Below are 25,452 nucleotides of genomic sequence, written 5' to 3'. Positions count from 1 at the left end.
CTCTGTAGCCAAAAGAACTAGTTTTTTTTGTACTAGAGTCTGTAGGAGTTTGAAAGTGAGTTGTGAATAATGTGGATAAGATTTCATGAACTCGCAAATTATGCAAATATCTGACTACGAAAATTCCAACACAACAACCTCTGGGACAAGACAAACAGCAGCCCTACCATCAAGAAAAAAGAAAGTGATTGAAGGTAGCACAATTGGGCTGATGGGAGTAACGGGAGCATTAATGATTTTGGAGATGTCAGTCCACAACATAATGCTTGGAGGATTGATGATTGCAGGAGCAATAGCAGTTGCAATTCCAAAACAAACACAGGCATTGCTAACAAATTTTGAAAAACTACAACGGAAATGGGGGGTGAATTTATATGCAATATTGTTTGCATTTCTGTCGTTAATATTTCTCTTGGATTTTGCTTCTTCGCCAGCCGAAGCCCAGTTTTTTAACAATGCTCAAACCTGGATGACTGGTGCTTTTGGTAATGCTGGTAACGGACAAACACAAGCAGTTATAGAATTGTTCTTCAACGTATTGAGAGGTTTATTCCTACTTTATGTAGGTATTAGTTTGGTAAGAATTGTTCAAGCAGCCCGGAACGATGAAGATTGGCAGACATTAGCCCGGACTCCATTAATTATCGTACTTTCAGTGTTTGTTGGAGACTTAGTTACTGGTTTAATTACTGGAGCTTGAAGAAGAATTCAGAAGCCAGGATTCAGGAGTCAGAACCACTCTTTATAGGGATGTAAAAATACCGTTTATTCCTCTGCCACTCCTACAGAATTCATACCTGTTTTCTGACTCCTGACTCCTGAATCCTGTTTTCATAACTGTTAAAAACAACACCACTTTAGTCGCAGCATTTCTTGAATGAGAAAAATGCCCTGATTCAAGAAATGCTTCATATTAACAACCAATTAAAGAAGATGAGAGATGAAAATAAATTTAGAAGTGTAAATAGAATCTTGGGAGATAGACCCCGATTAGGCCCATTTCCCGCCGATCAGATTTTCCCTTGGTCAGTTATAGCAATATTAAATGTATTCGTTTTCAACTATATATTGAAAACAAGTTGGTTAGGCACAGGATTAAGCATCGCTTGGGGATGGGCTACATGGTGGTTACTGTCATCAAATCAAGAATTTTTTGGCAAGTTTGTGGCAGTGCCTCGGATTACCAGAGGATACAAGCGGAATAACTATAAAACTTATGGTCACAAAGCAGACAGATAAGATCAAGAAACAAAGATTAGAAACCGAGCAAGTTAATGTAGTAAAAACTCTTACTCCCTTTGAAGACATTATCCATTTAGCTGGGGTTTGCGATGTCGCTTTGGGAGGGAGAAAAGGGATAGGAGCATTAATTCTCAAAAATGGGGAATCGATTCAAATCAAATTCTGTTTTGATTGTGTAGGAATTCATTCTAACTTAGCCTCAGAGCAAATTTTCCCAATCTTTGAGAGCATAGAGGCAGGTTTAAAAGAGATCCCATCAGGAGAGTCATTAACCATACATTTGGGTTCCTTTACAGACGATTATTCGAGGCAATCAGAATTAGAGCAGATCGAAAACAATTGTGATATTGAGCAATTGAAATTACTAATTAGGAGCGAGAGGTTACGAATCAAAGAATTAACCAAATCTGGAGTCAGGAAGAACAAGTTTTTAAGATTATGGTGTACTTATACAGCCTTAGCTGAGTCAGAGATCAGCCAAGACATTGTAGAATCGGCAATCCGAAAGTTAGAAAAAGTTTGGTTTAAATTCACCGGAGAAATTCACGCTTTTAACAATAGTAGGATTGAAAATATTCTTAAGAACTCATTTAGCGACGGTTTTTTGCAGTGGGAATCGTTGCTAAGTAACAAAATGAAACTAGGGATCAGAGTTCTGAGCGCTGAAGATATTTGGAAAGTCTTATGGCATCAATTTAATCTGACATCACCAACAGCGATTCCTAATCCCTTAGTGATTAGTCAAACCCAAGGATTAGTAGAAACTCAAACAAGCGATTTTCATATTCGACATCATCTGTTGGAAAATGAAGAATCAGTTCCATTCTTAGATCGGCAATGGGTAAAGATTCAAGATAAATATATTGGGGTGATGAACTTTAGCCAAAAGCCGGGGGGCTGGATAGATGAACGCTCTCAATTACGATACCTTTGGGAATTAATTTCCAAAGAAAGTATCTCAGATACAGAAATTATCTGTCAAATTACTAAAGCTAATCAGGCAATTACCAAAACTAATTTACAACGCCTTACTAAACAGTCAATTACATCGACTGCCTTATCAACAAGTAAAGGAAACATCGATGTCAAAGCCGGAATAAATATTGAAGAATCTGTAGAGGCGCAACGAACCATTTATAAAGGGAGCGTTGTCGTTTATACCGGAGTAGCTTTTCTTGTCCATAGAAAATCGACAAGAGAACTCAATGAGGCTTGCAAATACTTAGCTTCCTACTTTTTAAGACCAGCAGCAGTAGATCGAGAAAAAGAATACGCCTGGAAGACATGGTTGCAATGTTGTCCATTTGTTTGGGAGCCACTCCTGGCAAAACCTTTTAACCGCAGATTACCTTATTTCAGTTCCGAAGCACCAGGGCTGATGCCTTTGATTCGTACAGCTACAGGAGATCAGACTGGCTTTGAGTTGATTGCCGAAGAGGGGGGTACGCCAGTACACCTGGATTTGTACGAACAGCATAAAAATATAGCAGTTTTTGGTGCAACTCGTTCGGGGAAATCAGTACTGGTGGCAGGAATTTTAACACCTGCACTTGCCCAAGATATACCAGTAGTAGCATTAGATTACCCCAAACCAGACGGGACATCGACATTTAGTGACTATACGAATTTGCTAGGTAAGGATGGTGCATACTTCGATATTTCCAAAGAGTCGAATAATTTGTTTGAACTACCTAATTTGAGGGGGATGGATCAAGAAACCATTAATGAAAGATTGAATGATTTTAAGGAATTCTTGAAATCAGTCTTAATCACAATGGTGATTGGAACTAGCGTCATTGGCGTTAGCCCTTCCATGATTACTAATATTGAATCTATCATTGCCCTAGCTTTGAAAACGTTTTTTAATGATGATGAAATCAAAGTCCGGTATAAGTTGGCATTAGCCGCAGGAGTTGGCACTAAAGCTTGGCTCGACACTCCCACATTACAAGATTTTTTGAATTATTGTTCGCCAGCATTTCTCAAGATAGATTCTATAGCCAGCAATAGCCAGGAAATTTTATCAGCCTTGGAGCAAATCAGGTTGAGATTAAAGTACTGGCTCTCAACCAGAGTTGGAGAATCAATTAGTCGTCCCTCAACTTTCCGAACTGATGCTAAGTTGCTGGTATTTGCGCTGCGGAATTTATCGAGTGAGGCAGATGCAGCGATTTTAGCTTTATCAGCTTATGCCGCAGCCCTTCGACGTGCTTTGTCTTCTAAAGCCAGTATCTTTTTCTTGGATGAAGCGCCGATTTTATTCCAATTCGAGGCGATCGCCGAGTTAATTGGGCGGTTGTGTGCCAATGGCGCAAAAGCAGGGATACGAGTAATTCTCTCGGCTCAAGAACCAGAAAGTATTTACCAAAGCAAAGCCGCAGCGAAAATCTTCGCCAATATTACAACCCGATTGATCGGGAGAATCCAATCATCGGCAGTAGATCCCTTTGTTGATAGATTTAAATATCCTTACGAAATCATTCAAACCAATAGTACAGAGGCTTTCTATCCAACGAAATCCGGCATTTACTCACAGTGGTTATTGGATGATTCAGGCAAACTTACATTCTGCCGTTATTATCCAGCCTATTGTTTATTGGCCGCAGTCGCTAATAACCCTTATGAGCAAGAATTACGAACTTTATTCCTGAAAAAATATCAAGATAATCCAATACTAGGACAAGTCATGTTTTCTGAAGATTATATCAGAATGGTTCGGGGAGAGCCGTTATCTTCAACAGCCCAAGAATTACTTAAGAGTTTAAGTTCTAAAACTTTGGTAATCACATCAATTTAAAAAAGGGAATATTTCAGTATGAAGCGACTTAAAAAGATTAGTCTAGCCGTCATTATATCTAGTGGAGTTACGACTCTATTAATTACTGCACCGAGTTATGGAATATCACTAGACCTAAATACTTTTTTGGCTTCAATTAGGAGTCAGATTCAGAGCGAAATGAGCCAAATTAGCAGTATAGCTTCAGATAAAATTAATAATTTATGGGCAGCAGCCCAAGAGGATGCTAATTCCGCAATTAATGGGGCTACTGGTGTAATGGGTGCGCCAGATCCAGTTGAAAGTGGTCAGCGTTTGAAAATATCTTTAGCATCGGACTCTGATTGGGCAACAGCATCGACACAAGCACAAGACTTACAGCGAGAAATTACTAAAGCATCAGTATCTGGTGTATTAGGGCAACTTGGTCAGCAAGATACTGCCAACAAAATTGATCAAACTACACAAACGGCTCAAGATGCCTCAAACCTGGGACAGGAAGCGCAAGATATGAATGCCTCACAGAATATTTTAAAAGTAATAGCAGCCCAAAATGGTCTGGTGGTTTCGATGCTGGCACAACAGCGCACTGATTCATTACAATCACGCTCTGATACCGCACAGTCTAATATGATGCTGACCCAAATTGCAGAACAATTAACAGCAAATCGTCAAAAAGAGGACATTCGAGAAGAAGGATTAATTTCTCTCAATCTCGAAGTTGCTGCTATGTCTGTGTTAGATCCTACTTACTCACCCTGAAGAAAGTGTGTTTTCCGCATTTATCACAAGCTCCTTTTCGTTGAATGATGAGTAATAGGAAATACTAAGTAATGAGTAATAAGTGAAGACTTTACTCCTTACTCCTCCCTTCGATGGATGGTGAGAAATCCGGGGTTTGCAATTCCCTAAACCTCTTACGCAAAAAAAAGGATTATTGTATGTATTTGTTAGCGCAGCAAGTGCTTGGTGGTGAGTTAGTCAAAAAAGCATCTGAAACAAATGTATTCATATCAGCAGGATTTAATGATTTATGGGATAGGACTTTAAATGGGCAACTGTACGAAACTATATGTAAGGTAGGAGTATTATTTGCGGTTGCGACATTAACCTTTTTCATGATTGAGTGGACAAAGCAAATGCTCAATGGTGATGAACAACGAGCTTTCACTGATTTTATCTGGCCTTTGATTGTAGTGGTGTTGTTGTCAAATCATGGCGAAGTACTAGGAAACTCGACGTTAGGGATTAGGAACTACATCAACAATGTAAATAATATGGTATTGGTACAAACGGCTGATGGGCTAGATTTAAGAGTTGCATTTCAAAAAGCAGCAGGGCTATCAGCTGCTCGTAGTGCTATCGGATTAGCAATTGAAAGATGTCGCAGTTCTTCATTACAGCCGAATGAAGCAATTGCTTGTTTACAACAGGCTAAAGAAGACCTAAGCCAGAAATACCCGTCAGCTTTCGATCAAAATACTGGCCCTTTCAAATGGTTTTCGAGTGCAATAGATAAAGTCATCGAAGCTCCGATTGAGGCAATTAGAGAGAAGAAAAATCCCATTCAGATATTATTTTCTTCCATTAGTGGCTTTATTGGTTCCGGCGTGACTTCAACAATTTCATTAGTGATGCTGTCGATGAATGGTTCATATCAATGGGCAATTGAATTAACAATGTTAGTTACAGCATTTCTCGGCCCGCTTGCTGTTGGAGGTTCTTTATTACCTTACGGAGCGAAATCAATTTACACTTGGCTGATTGGTTATTTCAGTATTGGTATAGGTAAACTCTCTTTTAACATGATTGTTGGTTTTGCTGGACAACTAATCTCTGATTCTCAAGCAGATCAACCGATGTTCTTCCTGTTTACAATTGGGATTTGCGCTCCCTTCTTGGCTACGGGATTAGCCGCAGGTGGTGGTTTAGCGCTGCTACAACAAATTAATAAAGCCTCAGAGACTTATGGTGCGATTGTTGCAGAAGCAGGCATTGCAATAATCACTAGAGGTGTTAGTTTGGCGAAGTCTAGGAAATAAGAGATATGGTCAACACGAAAAACCGAAAATTAGAGCCATTACAACTACTGCAATTTAATAAATCAGTCCCAACAAGAATTGGAATCATTTCATTAGTAGGATTTTCTTGTGCAATACTTTCATTACTATTGCAATTTCTTAATTATGGAGCAATCAGAGGATTAAGTAAAAAGCAATTAGCTTTAGTACAGTTAGATTCTGGCAAAACTATTACTGCTAAATCAGTAGACGAAAATCAACGTTCACCAGAAGTAATTAAGAAGTTTGTTGGCGATACGTTCACTAGAATGTTTAGCTGGGATGGATTAGTTAAAATTTACAACGACTTGGGAGAACCAATTACCAAGCAAGACAAAGGAATAGATATTGACGCAGCAAGTGGAAAAAAGAAAGTTACAACTAAGGCTTATGAAGCTGCTTTTGCAATTAGTGAAAATCAGAACTTTCGAGCAGCCTTTTTACAAAAGCTGGCACAACTCACCCCCAGCAAAATATTTGAAGGAAATATGCAAGCATCTTTAATTCCTCGTTATATTGGAGAGCCGCGATTAATTAGAGATGGGGTCTGGCAAGTAGATATCGTCGCAACTATTGTGACTTTTACAACTTCTGATAATACGGGACAGGGAATTACCTTCAATAAGACTGTAACTGTAGAAGCAGTGAATACGCCACGAGAAATTACTGCTCTCACTGAACTTTCTCGGAAAATCTATGAAGCTCGTAGCGCTGGTTTAGAAATTACACAAATCAATGATTTAAAACCTTAATAACCCTTCGGAGGAGGCAGGAGGCAGAAGGAAAAATTTGGAATTAAAAATAAAGCCTTTTTGCCTCGCCCATTTGGGTTTAAGTCTCCCTCTAATCGACCTCCTGCCTCCTGCCTTTCAACTCCTGCCTCCTTTAATAATTATGTCACTAAAAAACGAACACCAGAATTTGACTATAGATCAAATCTTGAGATTTTCAGAGGATACAAATGATGGACAAAGGAGAGAAAAGCCTAACCGGGAAGACTCTGAAGAATTTCCATCGATTACCAAGCACACTGTCAGTACTTCTCCTTGGTCAAGATTGGGGATAATCGCTATTCCTTTTGGCTTCGGGTTTTTAGTAATCTTTTATTTTCTCAATGGCATTTTCAATCCTGGTAGAAGTCCAGAAGCGATAACTGCTAAAGCTGATAAAACATCCCCAGCTTTGGAGAAAGTCGAGCAACAAGATGGTGATGTCTATGCCAAATTAGCCTTGAATAAACAAGAAGATGAATTGAATAAAATTAATCAGAGTAAGGAAGAAGTTTTTGTTAATAGTAAGCCTGTAAGTGTTGCAGCTTCACCACCACCATCAACAGCTAGACCTGTAGCACAAACACAAAGTCCTAGCCCTAGACGATATTACGTTCCGAGTAGAACTAACTCGACTATTTCATCACCACCTCGTAATCAAATATTGCCAAGAATTAGTAATCCTGTTAGGACTGTTACGCCGAAAACAGAAACGCCAACAGACGTGATAGCTGAATTTAATCGACTTCGCAGCTTAGGATCTTACGGAAAAATCGCTTATACACCTACTTCAAATAACCAGCAGATATCAACAGAGGCAACATCCTTTCAAACACCGAGTACAACACGAATTCAACTACAGCCACCTAATAGTGCTTATACAACACAGCAAACACGTCCTAACTTCTCTAACAGTACACCCACAGAAATTGAGAAAATTCGCCCTCGTTGGTCAGCCAATTCTAAATCTGATAAACAAATAGCAGATGCTAATTACTTGCCTCAAGAAAACCAAATTCTGCAACAGCGTAAAACTCGCTATTTAATTGTCGGGGAATTCGCAAATGGTATTTTAGTGACTTCAGTCGTCAAGCAGCAAAGCGAAAATCGCTTCCAACAACAGCAAGATCCAGATGATAGTAAACGCTATGTTGCTAGATTAACGGCTGATTTGCATGACAACTATGGAAATGTGGCAATTCATAAAGGCACTTTATTGGCCGTTGAACCCCTACAGGTTAATGGTGGCTCTTATGCAAGTGTGCAAGTCACCAGCATTATCAAAGATAACACTGAGTACCCAATTAGTAGCGGTGCAATTTCTGTATTAGGAGAAGGCGGCAAACCCTTGATAGCTAAACAGTTCCAAGATAAGAAAGGGGGAGGTTCTGACTTGACTGTGGGATTAGTCAGTGGTTTGGGTCAAGTAGGAACTATCCTGAATCAATCTGATTCTACGAGCAGTGTAGTTAATTCTGCTACAGGGACATTTAGCTCTAGCACGACTTCAAACAGCCAGCGCAATATTGGCGGGGCATTTTTACAAGGTGCTTTTGGCAAGCTTAGTGACATTATTACTCGTCGTGCAGAAACTTCTAACCAACAAATCACCCCTCGCCCCAATGTTTGGTATATCCCACAAGGGACGAAGATTATCTTTTTGGTGAACCGTTCTCTGGAGTTGCCATGAAGAAGTTAAAACTCATGACAGCGCTCCAGCTTGGGGTTGCTGCTTTTTTGGCAGTGTGTCTAGTTCCAGTCAAAACCTATGCTCAAAGCACAGTCCGCACCATAAAGCAATCTCAGGTTAGTGGCAGTACTGCCAAGCTGCAAAAAATTAAGGTCTGGAATGGTTCGGGCGTATCAATTTCATTTTATGAAGTCAATGAGATGGTAAAGCGGGTGTGGATTGACGATCCCTCACAAGTTTTGATTGACACTGATGGTTGTTTAGAGGGAATCGACCAGAACTGTCAAAACAGTAGTGCTGGACTACTTCACTTACGCCGGATCAAAAAGCTTCCGGTTCCAGGACTGCCACAAACAAGTGCAACTTTGCTTACAGTGATTACTCAAACTACTTCTGGCTCGCGCAAAGTTTACCACTTTCAAGTTACCCCATCCAATTCCCGTCCTGAATACAGTCAAGTGTCAATTATCTCGGATAAACCATCTTCAACAGCTACTCGACCCTTATTATCACCCCTAGTACAAACTATCAATACCACAAAACAAATCAGGGCGGGGATGAGCGTAGCGATTAGTAATGGTTTGCTCTCCTCATCTGATGAACTTCACAATCGGATTGAGCAATTCTTGACTCATTTTCAAGCTGGAGAGCAAATGTCTATTGCGGCAGATATTGCTGGTGTCTCACTTAAATTAGTTAACAAATTAATCGAGCTTGGACAAATATGAAATCATCAAAGCGTTCGCCCAAAATTAGTTTTGACATGATTCGCTATTTAATATTGTTTGGGTTGCTCGGAGGATTGTTTATTCACAGTTTTTGGAAATATGGAATTATGAATCAGGTAATTGGATTTATACTGCCCAAAGCCTCGGCACAAGTCCCATTTGTCAGTAGCAATAATGGCTTGATTCCAGACTGGTCAAAAATGAAGTTTCAAGACATGATTGTATCTGAATCTGGTAATGTGACTTACCCATCCGTGAGAGGTAATCAGACTAGAACTTGGCAAGCTGGACAAAGTATTGGCGATTTTATGGAGCTTGGTGATTTTGAAGATGCCAATTTGAATATTGAAAAGCTTACCCTATCGACGATCTCTCAGGCATTAGCTATTGATTTAGATGGTTTAAATCTTGACGATTTTGGAGTCATTAAAAGTCAAACCCTTAGCGATTTAGTCAAGGCTATACCTGAATTAGCTAATCAATCAGCCAGTAGTGTAGCGCCAATAGCTGACTTTTTTCGCCAAATGGGTATCAGCACTAATCAAAGAATTGGTAATGTCGCTAATTATTACAACTTAGACAATATCCCTCTCGGCAGTGAAATTGATTTATCTAAATACAAGCTGACATCGATTCCGGGAATTGAAAACTCATCATTTGATGAATTTGCTAATTGGCAAGATACTCTCATTTCAGACATCCCTGGATTGAAGGATTTATCTTGGAATAATTTTCCTAGCGTACCAGAGCCGGATCTTTCTTTCGTTGGTCAAGTAGATTTGCCTTTAGGAGATATAGAAGCTAACCGGATTCGCAGCATCTCTGGCAGTTATCAAGAGGGTTTTAATATCCCTTGTAATCAAAATAATTGCGCCCACTTTGAAGCTTCAGGTCTTGGTAAGACTACTGGAGCGCAATGGATTTCGGGAAAAGTTCAGAAAGTAAAAGGTGGCTATGGAATTTTAGCTGTAGCTAATGGGGGTCTTGAGCCAACAGGTCGTCATCCCTTTGGTAAATCATTTAAACAAGTTGTTTGGGATATAGATGAATCAAGGGGTTCCGTTAACACTGCTATGTTTTTCCGTTTCTGCAAGACTATTCCTTTTGTTGGTCGGACTTGTACCCCCTATTTTATCGGGCCAGTGCCATTTATTACTTACCATGAAAAAGACCCAATTATTTTTGGTAGTCCTTCTAGCGTCCCCGATTGAATGCCACTAAGATTCATGTGGAACCTAGCCAGGAATATCAATGATTTACGCTTAACAAGCGTGCCATTCCGTCCCCAATTAACTATTGTTACTCCTGAATTGTTACGTTATGAGCAATAATTTGACTACTTCGCCAAGTAATCAACCCTTTCGATTTGAGCAGCTTCAAAATCCTCATGACAGCATTGGCAAGTATACCAATGCTTTGTTTACACCAAATGGACTGACAGTTTTAAGTTTAGTTGGTGCTTACATTTTAATGAGAGTCTTTTTGGGGGATGGCAGTAGTAAAAAGAAGATTGCTACTAGCTACTGGGGAGGCAGAAAGGAGAGCAGTACAGCTAAGAAAAAAGCATTGCAACAAATAGCCTATCCCCGATGTGATAGTGTAGCTTTGTATATTGGCAGACATCAATTCAAAGGTGCAAAAAAGCAAATTGGTAGTGGAGGAGTACCGATTTATGTACCAGAAGTACAAAGGGGAACTGCTGCCATTGGCGCACCCGGAAGTGGGAAAACTTTCAGTGCCATTAATCCCATGTTGTTCTCCGCAATTGACCAAGGGTTTCCTATTTTACTATATGACTTTAAGTATCCATCTCAGGCGAAAATCGCTGCTTATGCTAAAGTTCTTGGCTACGATGTTCATATTTTTGCCCCTGGTTTTCCCGAATCAGAAGTTTGTAATCCTCTAGATTTTTTAAGAAATTCTTCTGACGCTGAAAACGCTCGGCAGATTGCCACGGTCATCAATAAAAACTTCCGCATTCTGAATAATTCTAATGAAGATGGATTTTTCGGCCCGTCTGGGGATCAGTTAACCCAAGCTGTATTGATGTTAACCAAAGAATTTGGAGATAGAGCAGATGTCATGACCAGTGCTGCCATCTTGTCTAGTGAGCAGATGATTGCGCGGTTAATGTCTGCTAATCTCAACCCTTGGGTCAAGATTGCCTTTGGTCAGTTGTTCAGTTCCGCCGCAAGTGAGAAAACTGTTGCTGGCATTGTTGCCACAGCTAGTATCATGTTTACCCGCTTCATGGCCAAAAACACACTGGGTTGCTTTATTGGTAAAACGACTTTACCACTCTCAATCAAGGGTAAACAAATGATTATCTTTGGTTTAGACAGAGAGCGCCGCGATGCTGTTGCACCCTTGATGACTAGCGTTCTCCACATGACCATCGCCCGAAATATAGCCAAAAAACGCTCTGACCCCTTGATAGTTGCATTGGATGAATTACCTTCCTTGTATCTGCCCGATTTATTCAGATGGTTAAATGAATCACGAAGTGAGGGTTTCTGCGGCATCCTCGGCTGGCAGAATATGGGGCAGTTGGAAAAGAATTATGGTCGGGAAGTTGCTAAGACTATCCTTGGTGCTTGCAGTACGAAATTTATTTTTAATCCTGGAGAGAACGAATCAGCACAATTGTTTTCTTCGTTTCTGGGAGATGAAGAAATTAGGTACAAACACAAAAGCCGTTCTACTGGTGGTGGAAAGAGCAATAATACCATTAGCGATCAAGAGAAAACTAAAAAGCTCTTTGAGTCCGCCCAGTTTTTGAAGCTCCCAGCTGGGAAGTGTGTTTTTATCAATCCTGCATACTCCAATACAAAAGAGGGGTCTGTTCCTCAGTTAAAAAGCATCAATATTCCTCAATTTCTCCGCGATATCGACAGATACAACGAAAAAAAATGGAAGCCAGTTGTCAGTAGATTAGCTCGCAGAAGTACCCAAAGATATCCGACTCAGCACGACTTAGATTTGAGGGTGGATGATGTCAATAAGCATTTCCCTTTACCTGTCAAACAAGACAACAATCATAACAATAAAGTTTTAAGTGTTGGAGAAATTAAATCAATTCTAGACAAAGATACTCAGATTCCAATTCCAGGGATAGTAAACAATGAGAATGATGATTAAAGAATATGCTCTTTCTGATTTTGAGATAATTAACCAATTAATGCAGACATTGACCATTCATTCCGGTCATCTTGTTAACATTCATGCTCCCGCTTGGATAATTAATAGTTATCAAGTTTTTAGCAAGCAAAGACCAAGATTGAAAAAGGTCGGAATTTATGTTCATATTACTTTGAAAAGTTTCCCAATTACTCTATCCTCAGATGTTTCTGAACAAATTCTCAATGAATATATCCAAGGTATCGGCTGGGATGATTTACAATATGTCACTTTCTTAAAATTTCATCAAGACTCTTTAGAATTTCATCTTATTTTTAATCGCGTGATGGCATCGGGGGAAGTGATTGATTTAAATTGTCTCGGTGCTAAACCACAGCAGTATGACGTTTTACAAAAATCTTTAATAAATATTATCAAGTCAGGCACTAGGCAGGAAGTAGAAGTCAGAAGTCAGAATGGGCTAACCCCGCATTTCTCACAACCTTGAGAGGCAGAGGGGCAGAGGGGATTGAACTTGGCACGTTGAACTCTCCTCTGCTCCCACTAGCGAACCTGCTCCCCTGCTCAAGCGCAGCCTTATTCGAGATGTGGTGAGAAATCCGGGTAAACGCCCATTCTGACTCCAGCAAGAACTGCCTCCTTCAATAAAACAACATGGGAACTGAGGTGAAATATGTTTGATGAACGGCATTTACAACTGGTTTCCAATTATGCTAAAAGCAGCGATTATTTTGCCAGAAATGTCATAGCACCTTTAATAAAATATGTTTGCGCTGACACTGTAGAACAATGGAATAAAAGAGCAAGAATTGAACTTGGAAAAGATACTTATGCTCTTAACCTTGATGAAGGTGGAGGTTATTCTTGGACAAAAGTTGATCCAAAAACTAATAATTTTGTAACAGTAGACCCAGATGAAGCTAAAGAAGTTGAAAAAATTGTCGAACAATCTTTAGCAAATACAAACGCTCCTCAGCATTCGCCAGCTTCTACAGAATCATTATCAACGAATACATCTATAACCGACTCCAGGACAAACAACTCTTTAACCTCTGATGATTCTCGCTCCCAAATAGAGTTCTAATATGGATGAATTCGTTAATTTACGCCCAAATCATATCGAGCCTAAACACTGGCATGAACTGGTAGTTGATAGCGCTATTCATCCGATTATTGCCTCTGCTAATTTTACGTCTTTATATTATGATTCCATAGAGCAGTCCCATGAATCTTGGGAATACTTAATGTATAGTGACCAGATTGGGCGTAAAAATGCTGGTCGCTTAACTGATAAAACTCTCCAAGTTTACGCATATCTTGATTCTACTGATGGTTGGTGGTGCAATGGTGGTGTTGACCCCCGCACTTTCTGTGATTTACAACCTGGGGATAAACCAAAAGAGAAGCTTTGGGGCTGTTACAAGCCTGATTCTCCTAGACCAGATCCTCAAAAACCTGGGAAATTTATTAAATATGAACATCCCTACAAAGCTGAACTTAGTATCTTCTTATTAGAAGTACCAAAAAATATTGCTGAACTGATTTACATGAAAGCTGGCGTTAATCCAAGCGCCAGCGATCGCCAATCAGGTTTCTGGTTTTCTGTGTGGAAACACAATATACCAGTAACCATTGCTGAAGGCGCTAAGAAAGCTGCTAGTATTTTGACTCAAGGTGATGCTGCCATCGGCTTGCCAGGGGTTAATGCTGCATATCGCTCTAAAGATGACCAAGGTTATCCAATTGAGAGCAAATTACGCTCCGAAATTGCCATGTTTGCCACTCCAGACAGAGAAATTAGAATCTGCTTTGACCATGATTCCAAAAGTAAAACTCAAGTCAACGTCGGTAAAGCTTTGATTAAAACTAGTCAACTTTTGCTCAATCATGGGGTTGCTGTCAAAATAATCACTTTACCCGGGCCAGAAAAAGGTATTGACGATTTGATTGCAGCACTTGGCGCAGCTGCTTATGAAAAGCTCAAAGCCTTGGCGGTTTCTTTTGAAGATTGGCAGCAAAATAACCCTTTACCTGACCTGCGACAATTTATTTTTCTCAAAAATGGACAAGAGTTAAAGCTTAAGAGTGCGAAGAGTGCGAAGAGTGTGGAGAGTGTGGAGAGTGTGGAGAGTGTGGGGGGAAGCGAGATTCTCCTCACACCTTCTACAACTCCCACACCTCCTCTACCTCCTCTACCTCCCCTACCTCCCCTACGTCCTCTATCTCCTTTATCCCGTACTCACCCTCTGTATGCTGCTATCAAATCTATACAAGTACAACAGGCATCATTAACCCAGCAAACAGAGTCAAAAATTGCAGATTTTCCACAAACTAATTCCCAAACAAATGATCGAGTAATTATTCCCGAAGCCTCTCTGACTCCCCTGCGTCCTCTATCTCCTCTATCCCGTACTCGCCCTCTGTATGCTGCTATTATCAAATCCATACGAATACAACAAGCATTATTAACCCAACAGATAGAGTCAAAAATTGCGCCTCGTTTGCAAACTAATTCCCAAACAAATAATCAAGTAATTATTCCCGAAGCCCCTCAATCCCAAGTTAGTCCGCCTTCAGAACAGAGCAGCACTCATAACTCACAAAACACGGAATCAATATCAGTCGATGAATTAGACGAATTAGATGAATTAGACCTATTGAAACGCCGTCGTCGCCAATCCGAAATTATTTCTGACACCATAGAGGATAATAAAACTTTTGTTGAAAAACCCTCTAGTCTTAACAAGGATTCTTTTGAATCTAGCAGCATACCTACTGGTAACACTTGGGTCAATATCAAACAGGTAACAGTTTATAAACAAACAATTCCTCGAAGGTTTTTAGAAGCTAAACAAAATCAAGACATTGCTTTTGCTGCCAGAGAGCTTATCAAGAATTATGGCGTTCAACAAGATGATGGCTCTACAGTTTATCGTGCCGATACTTTTCTTATTAAAAAGAAGAAATCTACTTATAGTATTCATCGTCCTCAAGCGACAAACTTAGATAATCCAATTATGGAGTTTGAAGCCTCACAATATCATATTAATATTACTCAAAAACCTTTAGATAATTTTTTACCTATAGAACGCCAGGAGTTTTTAACGGTTGCAGATACCTTAAAGCAAGGTAAAGAGCTACCCTCCCTCGATGAAGACCCCAGGAGAATTGCTAACAGTCTAAGCTCCCTTTCTCCTGATGGCACTCATAAAATACTTGAAAGTTTTAAATCTTTAGAAGTTTTAAGAATACTTACAAGTACCCTAGAAGCCTTTAACTCTCACGATTTAGAATTAGGTAATTATCGCATTACTTATACTCCTAATGATGAAAATAGTGGTGATATCAAGCTTTTAAAAACTGAACATAACGGAACTACGAGAGTTGCTGTACACCTAGAATTGAGACGTACTGATGAAGAAATGAGTCATCAAGTTCACTCTATGGCTATTAACTCATTAGAAATTGACAAACTCCGCCTGCTGGCAACTAAACTTCAAATCCCAACAATTAATTCTGCTGCTAATACTCATGCTACTCGTGATATCCCTTTGCCACTTCATCCTGCATTAGCTGAAGTTTGGAGCTTACTGGAAACTTCTGTCAGATGGACATCTGGAGCAAACCAAGGTAACGAAGGTTTTCGTGAGCGATTTCAAAAAGACCCCAATGCTAAACTAACTTTAGGTGAGCAGTCACAACTTTATTTTAAATTTTTAATTCAAACTAAAGAAGAGATTATTCTTTATGGGAAAACTGACATTATTTTGCCACCACTTAGCGAAATCACAGAGGATTTAAAATTGTTGCGCGAACAATCGATTAATAATTTTTATAGTCCGAAGATTTCCCAAAATGCCGAAACACAGAAGCCAACTCAAAACCAGCCTCGCAATCCAGAACCTCAGTTAAACAACTTGGAAGTTTAGTTATGCAATCCACAGATGTTAGAGAAACCATCGCTTCTATTAATCGCAACAGTGGGATCTCGAATAATATGATGGCTTATCGGCTGGCTCTAATGATAGAGAAAGCGCCACAGAGTACAGTACAATCCCCCATTGAGTTGGATTCACAATCGCGTCAAAATCTTGAAGATAAATTAAGAAATATTTTGACCAAAAGTACTCAAAATGTTGAAGATTATAGACTACAACTTAAAAATCAATATCTGGCTGAATATTCTCAAAAGTTTGGTGTATCTCAACCCGAAAAAACTGTGACTGAGCAGCCTAATAATTTCTCTAGAGTTGAAAATCTAATTACCCAAAGAAAGCATATATTCCTCCAACAAATGATGGCTCAAGGGGAAGCAAACACTAATTTTACTCCTTCCACACCAGCAAATCAAGAGGTTAATAAACAACATCAAGGCGATGACTTTAGCAAAAAGTCCCTGATTCCTGCCGTTGTTCAAACTATCATTGCTAAAGGTCAAGATACTAAAAATGAAGGCCGCGTTTATGAAGGCGTTCTTTATAGACTTCAATTACTCATTAAAGAAGGTATACAGTTTATCAATATTAACCGCAAAACCCAATCCAATCAAAAAGCTTTTGCTGCATATAAAGACCACACTAACGAGTTTACAATTACCTCCAATAACCTCTCAAATGAAGAAGCACAAAAAATTGTTGCTTTTAATCAGCAGCGAATTGCAAAACAACAAGTTCAACCTCCTATTCAAACTAATAAAAATCAGGAATTTTCTTTTGACAAAGATGATAATCCCGATCTAGGAGATTAGGCGCATTCAACTAAAATACCCCATGACTAATCCAAATATAAATCCACTGATTAAGAGATACCGTCTTAATATTGGATTTATTTTCACAAAAGGAGCAATTATTGTTGCAAGAAATATGTAAAATGTGGCTTCAAATATATCAGTGCTGAATGTGATAACGGCAGCAATAAACAGCCCCCCAAATATCAAACATCCAACTACATACTCTATCTTGTCCCATAGCTTAGTGTCGTCCAGGTAGCGCATGAGCCTGACCAATTTTTATGAACATCGTATCATCTAAGCCGTAAGGTTTATCCTTTTTGTAGGAAAATATTACTGTAAATGTTGTGCCTTTACCAACTATCGAATCTACGGATAGCCTTAGTCCATGAGAAGAAGCTACCATTAAGGCAATATATAACCCTAGTCCCGAACCAGATGAGTCCACGTTTGTACTAGCCTCAGTGCGGTAAAAAGGTAAAAATATATTTGCCAGTTCTTCTGACTTAATACCAATCCCAGTATCTTCAATTAATACCGTTAAATCATTACCCTGGTTAACAAGCTTCAAAAACACATCACCAGTTTTTGTATATTGTAATGCGTTTTTTACCAAATTTGATATCATCCGATAAATATGTATTGCATCTCCATTTACCTTTGTTCCATATTTATATTCTTCACATATTTCGGAGTGCAACTTTAAGCCATTTGATTTTGCTAACGGCAAATATTCTTGATATACATTATTCAATAAATCGCAAATATCAAATTCACCTATCCCAGATGGATTTACCCCTATAAATCTATCTATTGAACGAGCGCTTCGATACATATCTATCAGTTGAATAACTCTGTTATTAGTCTGCCATAATGACCCAAGAATTGCTTTTATCTCTTGTAAGGTACTACCGTACTCTCCATCTATCATTTGCTTTAACACAATTGATTCATTCACAACTGCATTGGATACATCATGCACTAAGGCAGAAATATTAATTTTATCTCTTAATTTTTTTTGGGACATAGAAACACTCCTTATCATGATTTAATTGATCTCAATAAAATACTTTTTAGCAGAATTTACTATTTCTAATTATAGCTAAATCATCAAATAATATCTCTTGCTTAGGTTGAAGATTCTCCGGTGATCCAGAAATATTTTTATTTCTTGGTTCTGCAAGAAACAAAAATATATATATCTAAATTTAGCTGCTTCCATTCAAATATTTATGGTATAAAAAGAGGAGAGGTTAGAGATTAACTTCCGGTGCAAATATTCTCGGTGCAAATATGACTATCATGACAATTCGGGTAGTAGTAATTGAAGACCAAGAACTATGTAGACTTGGCATTAGAACGGCGATCGCACAAGAATCAGACATGGAACTGTGCGGTGAGGCTAGCTGCGGATTGGAGGGATTAGAGCTAGTCAACTCAACAAATCCTGATATTGTCTTACTTGATATTGGGCTACCAGATATCAACGGACTGGAAATCGCAACCAGGATTAAGAAGCACACCCTATCCAAAGTTATTATCCTCAGTGCTTATTCTAGTCAAAATATGATTAACGAAGCTTTTGCCTGTGGTGCTGATTCATATTTCTTAAAGACAACCAAGATCGACTCGATTAAAAACGCTATCCGTAGTATCTATCAAAACGAAGAATATCTTGACCAAGCAATTATCAAGAGATTTCTGGAATTGAACCATCGTCAGAGTACAAAAATTAAAGGCAAAAGATATAATGAGTTGCCTACAACTCAAGAAATTGAAATTCTCAAATTAATTGCCAGTGGCTACTCCAATAAGGAAATCGCTAATCAACTTTTTATTAGTATTAGTACAGTTAAATCCCACACTGGCAACCTTTTTCTGAAGCTGGGAGCTAGAGATCGGGTCAATGCCATTATTAAAGCTCAAAGTTTGGGCTACCTAGAACCTTCAACCCAAGACTGGAGAGATATTGGGTAGTTCATTATTTCTTGTTCTTTTGCATTTGAATCAAGCAATATCCTTTCAAGCGATTTTCTTCTTGACAAGCAGCCAGAGTTTGTTGATTCTCAACAAAGAGCTTATAAGTTTGCTTACCTTCGCTAGATTTTACCCATTGTAAAATCTTCAGATCGTTGTTTGACAACATGACTGATTGGTTCTGACCCAAGTTAGTCATCACGTTCCAAGTTGTAAATGAAGCAAGCATCGCACCGGCTGCTGTCACTCCTCCTACCAGAGCGCAGATAGACCAAAAACGCATCTGAGAATTTCCTGTAGATAATCGCATCTCTTTTGGTGGCGATGATGTTGAGGATGCAGATGATGTTGATGATTGTTGTATCAGCTTCGGTATTTGTTCAGTTAATACATCACGCACAGCATTACTGACTACAGTGTTGTTCATTGATTGGGCTGTTTTAGAAGTATTCGCCACTTTCTCTTCGACTGTTAGTACCCAAGCTTCAATCATTGCCTCCATTCGTGCTTGCAGTGAAATCATTGTCTCTTCATATCTGCCAAGTGTTGCCATGACTTGAAACATCGGGTCATCTTCCGCTAACCCCACTTGATGCGCTGTTTCAACAATCCTCTGTTGTTCGGCTTCAGAATACCCCTGCAATATTTCTGATGTTCTCACCTGCTGACACTCCTAAGTAAATACTAGCGACTTGATTATTTTTTACAGTCTTAAAAAAATTTTTTAGCCAGTGATAAATATATGAGCGATACAACACATATAGGGATTGCTCATGAAAACATTCTGAGTAAGGTTTGGCTAAATCCTCCATTGCTTGATAATGATCTCTGTGCAAGGCTGTTAATATAATTTCTGTGCCCCCAACCAATGGCAATTTTTGCTGGATTAATTGCTTATACTCTTTAAACCTCGTATCAAAATGTTGATTTTTCACTATGACATAACTAGCATTGTCCGTTGCAAAATCTAATAGCTGCAAGAAATATTCCATGCAATCACTTCTATGGGAAATTGGCTGTAAGAATGTTAGTTTCCAGTTGAGTTCAGCCAAAACAGTAAAAAAATCTGCCTCATATATGTAGTTACAGGTTTCTTGGATATACTGTCCCGGCATATCTACAAAAATTACATCTAATGAGTCATTAAGTAAATCGTCTAATACCAAATCTGGGTTGTCTGTGAAAAAGTTTAAGCTTTCTATTGGCACTATTCCTTCATAAGCTTTGAACTTATTACGGCTATCATGGTTATAAATCTTAACAGCTTGATGTTGGCTAAGGAATAGTTCAATCAATAACTTGATAACTGTAGACTTTCCCACACGCGAGTCACCTACAGTCATAACTACACGTCTACAAACGGGGGACATTTTCTAATCCTAAAATACCTTTTGCTAACCAAACTTGTTCCTTGAATTTGCTAATCCAAGTACTTACCCTTCCTTTGACTGATGGCTTTTCTTTTTGCTCTATTCCTTGATTAAATGTCAAGCTATTTTTGTCTAAATAATCATAAGCGTGTTCTATTAAATCTGGCATCGTTATTTCTAAAAACGGAATATTACTTTCTATTAATATATCCTTCATCGCTGTTATGTCTGAGGATTCTTTATATCTGACAAAGTTTTCTGGCGAACCGAAGAACAAATTCTTCACTACGACATAATCTACTTGGTCTTGACAAAAATCATATAAACTTATTAACTGCTTTACCGAATCCATTACTCGACTAATTACAACTACAATTGTTACTCGCATATCATATAATTCATCAACTGTAGACAAAAATTTCATTTGTTGTACAACATCTTTTAAGATTCTCATGGACTGTGGTGGTAATTCCAATAAGAATAAAGACTTTCCGGGGATAACTGCCCCTTCTGCGTCTAGACTTTCCTCTATTAACTCTTTCAAATCATCTAGAAAAATGTCTACATTCCCTTCTGTAAAAAAATCTAATTCTCTCACTAAACATTTATCCCCATAAAATCTGCTTAAATGAGAATTAGATATGTCCGCATCAAAAGCCAAAAATTCTTTTTTCATATCCAAATATGTTTGCGCTAATCCTCTGGCGAAAGTACTTTTCCCTACTCCTCCTTTATCTCCTGTCACTATCACTAATCTCCGACTCCAGTGTTTTTTATTGGTGACTGCGGTTTTTGTTTGTGGCAGGACTGTATTTCCTGCTTCTGTTTTTTCACCTGCGGTTACTGCTTCTGGCATCTGCTGTATATTTTCTGTGCTTTCTGCTTCTGTTGTTTCATCTGTTACTAAGAGTAATTCTTCTACTCCGTTAAGGATCTCCGCCTCATCGTTTAAAATATCTGTCATCTGATTTTCTCCTCGATTTCATGTTTAATCAGTTTCGGGCTTCAGTCCAGTGCTAGCATCTCTGCTGAAAAGTAGTCTAATAGGTTTAAATACATTGGTTTTAAATCCTTGAAATTGTCAATTGATTTATTAACCATTGTTCCCATAGCTTGTAAAATTAATCCCTGTTCTAATACCTGATTTAAACCGGACTCATTTAATTTATTTAAATGGTAATAAACTAATAAATCTAATGATTGAGCTATCAACAAATTTGCCGAGCTTATCACCAAATCTTCATAAACATATTCATAACTGCTGACTGACCTTAGTACTGTCTTCAATGCTTGAAAATATCTAGTTCTGGAGTCAATACTATTTAAATCAATAGTCTGAGGACAGCTAGCTGGCAATGGAAGCTTTTTTAAAATAAACTTTAAATATAAATCAATATTATTTGATGACCAAGAATCACTATTTTGAAAATACAAATACTTAATCAAAGAATCTTTCTGATCATAATCTATTTGTTGAAATAAGTATTTGGGTTGCTCGATTGCAATCATCGTGACATCATTTTTAAACACTGGCATCACATTTGTTCTTACCCATTGCATAAATTGCCTGACTACATTGTGTTCTACTACACTTGTTCGTGATATTAATGAGTGAATCGATAGAGCGCTGAGTGTTGATACCAAACTCACTTGATTATTTTCCATCATCACTAATCGTTTCTGAACTTCTATTGACCTCACCAAATCATCAATTAAAATTGGAGCTACTATTTGCAATACATCCACTGCAAATAACTCTAGCCCTGTTGGTGTTGCTATCACTCTTACTACAGAACTTGATGGATGCTCAAATTCCCAATATCGCCAAACTTCTACCATTTCTCTACTAACTTTTTTGTTCTCCCTCCTCTTACTGCAAAAGTTAACTTTTTACTATAAGAAGATACATTAAATACATCAAAATTCACTCCGTCAGAATTCACTCCGTCAGAATAAATCAATGGAGAATTCAGATCCATCACTGATTTAAGACCACTAAATTTTCTTGTTTTGTGGGGGTTTTAAACCCCTTTCTTCACCCGCAATTCGTATAGAATTTATACTTATTTTCTGAATTCTGACGACTGACGCATGTATTCTGTTTTAATCAGAATTCACTTTGCCAGAATGAGTGTTGCCCATGCTGAAGTCTTACTTAGACACTATGGCATATTCCCCCACTTCAAAGGAATCGCTCGAAGTCTAAAAAAATATCGTACTTCTGGCTATTGCTTTTTGTTGACATCCTGTTATAGAATTAGCCCTTTTGCCTGATTCAAAATAGATTCATTGCAAAAGTTCAAGTTTTTCAATAGTTAATTGCTGGTTTTAGCTTGCTATTTGAAATCAAATTATTATATATTATTTAGAATGAAATTTAGCTCTCATTGATTTCATAAATACATCAAATTAGTTTTCCAAATCGAACTAAATTTAGCTTTTTTACTATCCAGTTTTTCCGAGAATAAATAGTTAGCTATTAAGCGAGAATAGTATGCTTTTCAAAACTTCACAAATCGCCATCACTTTAGCTTTGCTCGTCGGTGGTGGTATCATCTCTTGCCAGAGTAAAACGCCTGAACAGATTGCACGCGTTACAGAACTTGAGTTGATTGCAGCAAAGCAAAAAGCAGAAGCAGATGAAGTTAAAAAATTTGTTGATACTACTCCCGATCTGTATAGAGTTAATTGGAAAGTTTGTAGTGACGGTTTTCCAGGGCGAAACCACAGCGGCTGTGAAGAAAGTCGAGATGTCGCATCTAAAGGTTTTCGTGAAGCCGTCCTTGTTTGGGGGCCTGTTCAAGAGGTGAAGTTTATCAGTAAACCTAATTTTGCTTTCAGTATGCAAAATGTTGGTTTGTTTGTTAAATCTAAAGGTTGTCTCTTATTGGGTAAACCCCAAGGAGGAGATCAGTTTTACAAAATAAACGAATTTTCACTCAGACAAGGTTCTGCCCTTCCAAATCCTGACAGCGCCAAAATTGAGAAACTTTCCCCTGAAGATAAAACCAAAGCTATACAAGTAGCCATTAATAATGCCGAAGACGAAATTGCTTCTTTAAACAATTTCGGTGTTTCTTCCTCTGGATTTATACCTACTACTGCTTTACAACCTTGTCTCACCCTTGAGAAATGGAAAAACTTTTGAAGAAGAATTCAGCTATTCTGAATTCAGGAGTCAGAATTAAGACGCTCTCTACGAGACGCTGCGCGAACGCGGACTCGCTAACGCTTCGCTATCAGTCGGGGATTCAGACCCACCACTGTCTTCTTGACCACTAAATAAAAGATTTAGTGGGGGTGCAAAAACGCCCTGGATTCATCCACTATTAAGTTCAAAATACCTTTCCTGTATTCTGGCGACTGACACATGTATTCTGTTTCGATAAAATACTAACTTGCTGGCTGATAGAATCCCGTATTTTGGTTAAATTCCCATCCTAATCCCGCTCTATCCTTGTTCTTACACCATGCTACAAAAAGCGGTGGGGGAAGATTAATTCGCTCCTTGCGTACAGTTTCCTCACTTACACCAAGCCTCTTGGCCAAACCTTCTTCAGTTAACGGTTGCATTCGCGGACTTTGCCCAGAATAGGATGAATTGTTGTAGTACGATTTTTGGCCCCGCTTTTGTTGGTTGTTGAGATAGTCTTGAATTTTAATGATCGCCTCAGCCAACTGTGTCATTTGGGCTGTCATCTTTTCAATTTTTTGTTCTAAATTGGCGAGATTATCAATTACTGTGGTTTGGTTGCTATTAGATTCATTTGAAAACTCTGACTCCAGCTTATCAAGTCTTTCGCAAATAGCTATTATCGTTTCATTGCTTGGACTGCTGTTACTATTGTTACTCGTAACTAAGTACTTCTCAACACTTGCCTTAATCTTTGAGTCTAGGCGTTCGTCTAAATCGTTACCACCTTTTGTATCAATCTTATCTTGGGAATCGCCTAAGTAGAGATCGATAAATTCGAGCAGCGTGGCTGTTGCTGTTGTGCCTTTCGAGTTGCAACAGGCGATAAACTGCTCCCACTTCCTTTGGTCACAGTTGAAAGATGCCAGCTTTTTTTTACGCCCTGTATTGCTCATGTTCACGTATCATCTAGGTAAACTTGGACTGGCCACGCTTATTAAATCGTGTAATTCATCATGATGAATTACCTTGATAGTATCATCGCCAAATGTATCAGCGCATTCTTCAAGCGATGGTTTTTGTAAAGAGATGCTACTGCCAACGGCTATCATTGGCGATCAAAAATTATCTCAGGCTTAAACACTTGCAGGATTGCTTTATCTAATTTTTGCTCATCGAAACAGTGCTGAGTACCTAGTTAGATTGCTGAGTAAGAAAGCAATAATTGCATCCAGTACAGTAAGTCTGTACCCCTACGGGGATCTTGCTACGCATAGCGTCTCTAAAAGTTGCCCCTGCTTTTAAGCCCTGGTGTCCATTAAAGAATTAGTTGTCAGTTTTAAATAATTAGGCGCTTTCGCCCTTCTCCCAAAGGGAGACGCACTCGCGTTCGGGGCGAAAGCTAGGCTCATAGCATTTTATTATTTGGATCTCCCTCACCCTGAAAATTGATTCAGGACAAGTTCGGAATCAATCTGAGAAAAGTTTGAGTTTTTGGGGAGCAAGTTTTACCCGTCCGTTTTTTAAAGAATTTTTTATAGAGGAATCAAACCACTCTCAAAAAATAAACTGAAAATGACTCTATAGTTTTATGGCGTGATAGCGATTAAATAGCGGGCTATTCCGATAAGCTTGATTTGGTATGAAAGCAACAGAAGCAGGGAAGAATTTTGTACAAGTTCTTTAAAATAAGCACCTTTGCCCCTTTTCTTTAACCCAAACCTACACCTGTAATATTTGTGTATTTAAATGCTATGAGTATGCTCTTTGACCTAATGCATCACTTATTAACTATAAAGTCATTATTAGTTTATTTTTTTCACCTATTTTTAGTTTTTT

The 25,452-nt window shown here is 38.6% G+C and carries 22 protein-coding genes; 16 read left to right on the top strand and 6 right to left on the bottom strand.

The window, feature by feature from the left end; genetic code table 11:
- The first annotated feature begins 85 nt into the window (after positions 1–85).
- From H6G96_RS30220 to H6G96_RS30155, 14 genes are all read left to right on the top strand, one after another.
- On the top strand, positions 86–700 hold the full coding sequence (locus H6G96_RS30220) for a hypothetical protein (protein ID WP_242063447.1): 615 nt from the start codon (positions 86–88) through the stop codon (positions 698–700).
- Between the two features lie 233 nt (positions 701–933).
- Positions 934–1,239: a hypothetical protein gene (locus H6G96_RS30215; protein ID WP_179070018.1), complete on the top strand. Its 306-nt coding sequence runs from the start codon at positions 934–936 to the stop codon at positions 1,237–1,239.
- Positions 1,217–4,039 carry a hypothetical protein gene (locus H6G96_RS30210; RefSeq protein ID WP_190916467.1) on the top strand — a complete coding sequence of 941 codons (2,823 nt, stop codon included), beginning with the start codon at positions 1,217–1,219 and terminating at the stop codon, positions 4,037–4,039. Before H6G96_RS30215 ends, H6G96_RS30210 begins: the two co-directional genes overlap by 23 nt.
- Before the next feature lie 18 nt (positions 4,040–4,057).
- Entirely contained in the window at positions 4,058–4,780 is a 723-nt protein-coding gene (locus H6G96_RS30205; protein ID WP_190916465.1) for a hypothetical protein, read from the top strand.
- 179 nt (positions 4,781–4,959) lie between these two features.
- Positions 4,960–6,060 carry a hypothetical protein gene (locus H6G96_RS30200; RefSeq protein ID WP_190916463.1) on the top strand — a complete coding sequence of 367 codons (1,101 nt, stop codon included), beginning with the start codon at positions 4,960–4,962 and terminating at the stop codon, positions 6,058–6,060.
- Positions 6,061–6,065: 5 nt separating this feature from the next.
- The gene (locus tag H6G96_RS30195) at positions 6,066–6,830 is read left to right on the top strand and encodes a hypothetical protein (RefSeq protein ID WP_190916461.1); all 765 of its coding nucleotides are present in this window, start codon (positions 6,066–6,068) and stop codon (positions 6,828–6,830) included.
- Positions 6,831–6,972: 142 nt separating this feature from the next.
- Positions 6,973–8,538, top strand: a complete 1,566-nt coding sequence (locus tag H6G96_RS30190) for a TrbI/VirB10 family protein (RefSeq protein WP_190916459.1) — start codon at positions 6,973–6,975, stop codon at positions 8,536–8,538.
- A complete protein-coding gene (locus tag H6G96_RS30185; protein ID WP_242063446.1) occupies positions 8,535–9,266 on the top strand; it encodes a hypothetical protein in 732 nt (243 codons plus the stop codon). Before H6G96_RS30190 ends, H6G96_RS30185 begins: the two co-directional genes overlap by 4 nt.
- Positions 9,263–10,477: a hypothetical protein gene (locus tag H6G96_RS30180; protein ID WP_190916457.1), complete on the top strand. Its 1,215-nt coding sequence runs from the start codon at positions 9,263–9,265 to the stop codon at positions 10,475–10,477. Before H6G96_RS30185 ends, H6G96_RS30180 begins: the two co-directional genes overlap by 4 nt.
- Positions 10,478–10,586: 109 nt before the next feature.
- The gene (locus H6G96_RS30175; RefSeq protein ID WP_190916455.1) at positions 10,587–12,404 is read left to right on the top strand and encodes a type IV secretion system DNA-binding domain-containing protein; all 1,818 of its coding nucleotides are present in this window, start codon (positions 10,587–10,589) and stop codon (positions 12,402–12,404) included.
- Positions 12,394–12,891 carry a hypothetical protein gene (locus H6G96_RS30170; RefSeq protein WP_190916453.1) on the top strand — a complete coding sequence of 166 codons (498 nt, stop codon included), beginning with the start codon at positions 12,394–12,396 and terminating at the stop codon, positions 12,889–12,891. The genes H6G96_RS30175 and H6G96_RS30170 overlap by 11 nt, the downstream gene beginning before the upstream one ends.
- Positions 12,892–13,077: 186 nt before the next feature.
- A complete protein-coding gene (locus H6G96_RS30165; RefSeq protein WP_190916451.1) occupies positions 13,078–13,488 on the top strand; it encodes a hypothetical protein in 411 nt (136 codons plus the stop codon).
- Position 13,489: 1 nt separating this feature from the next.
- Positions 13,490–16,333, top strand: a complete 2,844-nt coding sequence (locus H6G96_RS30160) for a DUF3854 domain-containing protein (protein ID WP_190916449.1) — start codon at positions 13,490–13,492, stop codon at positions 16,331–16,333.
- A gap of 137 nt (positions 16,334–16,470) precedes the next feature.
- Positions 16,471–17,151 carry a hypothetical protein gene (locus H6G96_RS30155; protein WP_190916447.1) on the top strand — a complete coding sequence of 227 codons (681 nt, stop codon included), beginning with the start codon at positions 16,471–16,473 and terminating at the stop codon, positions 17,149–17,151.
- Between the two features lie 223 nt (positions 17,152–17,374).
- On the opposite strand, the gene H6G96_RS30150 is transcribed toward H6G96_RS30155, so the two are convergent.
- Positions 17,375–18,160: a HAMP domain-containing sensor histidine kinase gene (locus H6G96_RS30150; protein ID WP_190916445.1), complete on the bottom strand. Its 786-nt coding sequence runs from the start codon at positions 18,158–18,160 to the stop codon at positions 17,375–17,377.
- Positions 18,161–18,426: 266 nt separating this feature from the next.
- Between H6G96_RS30150 and H6G96_RS30145 the strand changes: the two genes are divergently transcribed.
- Entirely contained in the window at positions 18,427–19,110 is a 684-nt protein-coding gene (locus tag H6G96_RS30145) for a response regulator transcription factor (RefSeq protein ID WP_190916442.1), read from the top strand.
- A 4-nt stretch (positions 19,111–19,114) separates the two neighbouring features.
- Here the strand turns inward: H6G96_RS30145 and H6G96_RS30140 are convergent, their stop codons facing one another.
- From H6G96_RS30140 to H6G96_RS30125, 4 genes are read right to left on the bottom strand one after another with little or no spacing between them, the layout of a single operon-like run.
- The gene (locus tag H6G96_RS30140) at positions 19,115–19,771 is read right to left on the bottom strand and encodes a DUF6753 family protein (RefSeq protein ID WP_190916440.1); all 657 of its coding nucleotides are present in this window, start codon (positions 19,769–19,771) and stop codon (positions 19,115–19,117) included.
- Positions 19,737–20,453, bottom strand: a complete 717-nt coding sequence (locus H6G96_RS30135; RefSeq protein WP_229558184.1) for a hypothetical protein — start codon at positions 20,451–20,453, stop codon at positions 19,737–19,739. The genes H6G96_RS30140 and H6G96_RS30135 overlap by 35 nt, the downstream gene beginning before the upstream one ends.
- A gap of 10 nt (positions 20,454–20,463) precedes the next feature.
- Positions 20,464–21,444 (bottom strand): hypothetical protein, encoded by a 981-nt coding sequence (locus tag H6G96_RS30130; RefSeq protein ID WP_190916436.1) that lies wholly within the window; start codon positions 21,442–21,444, stop codon positions 20,464–20,466.
- 41 nt (positions 21,445–21,485) lie between these two features.
- On the bottom strand, positions 21,486–22,319 hold the full coding sequence (locus tag H6G96_RS30125; RefSeq protein ID WP_190916433.1) for a hypothetical protein: 834 nt from the start codon (positions 22,317–22,319) through the stop codon (positions 21,486–21,488).
- Positions 22,320–22,974: 655 nt separating this feature from the next.
- Between H6G96_RS30125 and H6G96_RS30120 the strand changes: the two genes are divergently transcribed.
- The gene (locus tag H6G96_RS30120; protein WP_190916431.1) at positions 22,975–23,628 is read left to right on the top strand and encodes a hypothetical protein; all 654 of its coding nucleotides are present in this window, start codon (positions 22,975–22,977) and stop codon (positions 23,626–23,628) included.
- A 245-nt stretch (positions 23,629–23,873) separates the two neighbouring features.
- On the opposite strand, the gene H6G96_RS30115 is transcribed toward H6G96_RS30120, so the two are convergent.
- Positions 23,874–24,569, bottom strand: coding sequence for a hypothetical protein (locus H6G96_RS30115; protein ID WP_190916429.1), 696 nt, complete (start codon positions 24,567–24,569; stop codon positions 23,874–23,876).
- Positions 24,570–25,452: the final 883 nt, after the last annotated feature.

The sequence above is a fragment of the Nostoc sp. FACHB-892 genome (assembly GCF_014698795.1).
Lineage (GTDB): Bacteria > Cyanobacteriota > Cyanobacteriia > Cyanobacteriales > Nostocaceae > Nostoc.
Note: the sequence above shows the minus strand (reverse complement) of the source record. Positions and strands in the feature narration are given on the sequence as shown.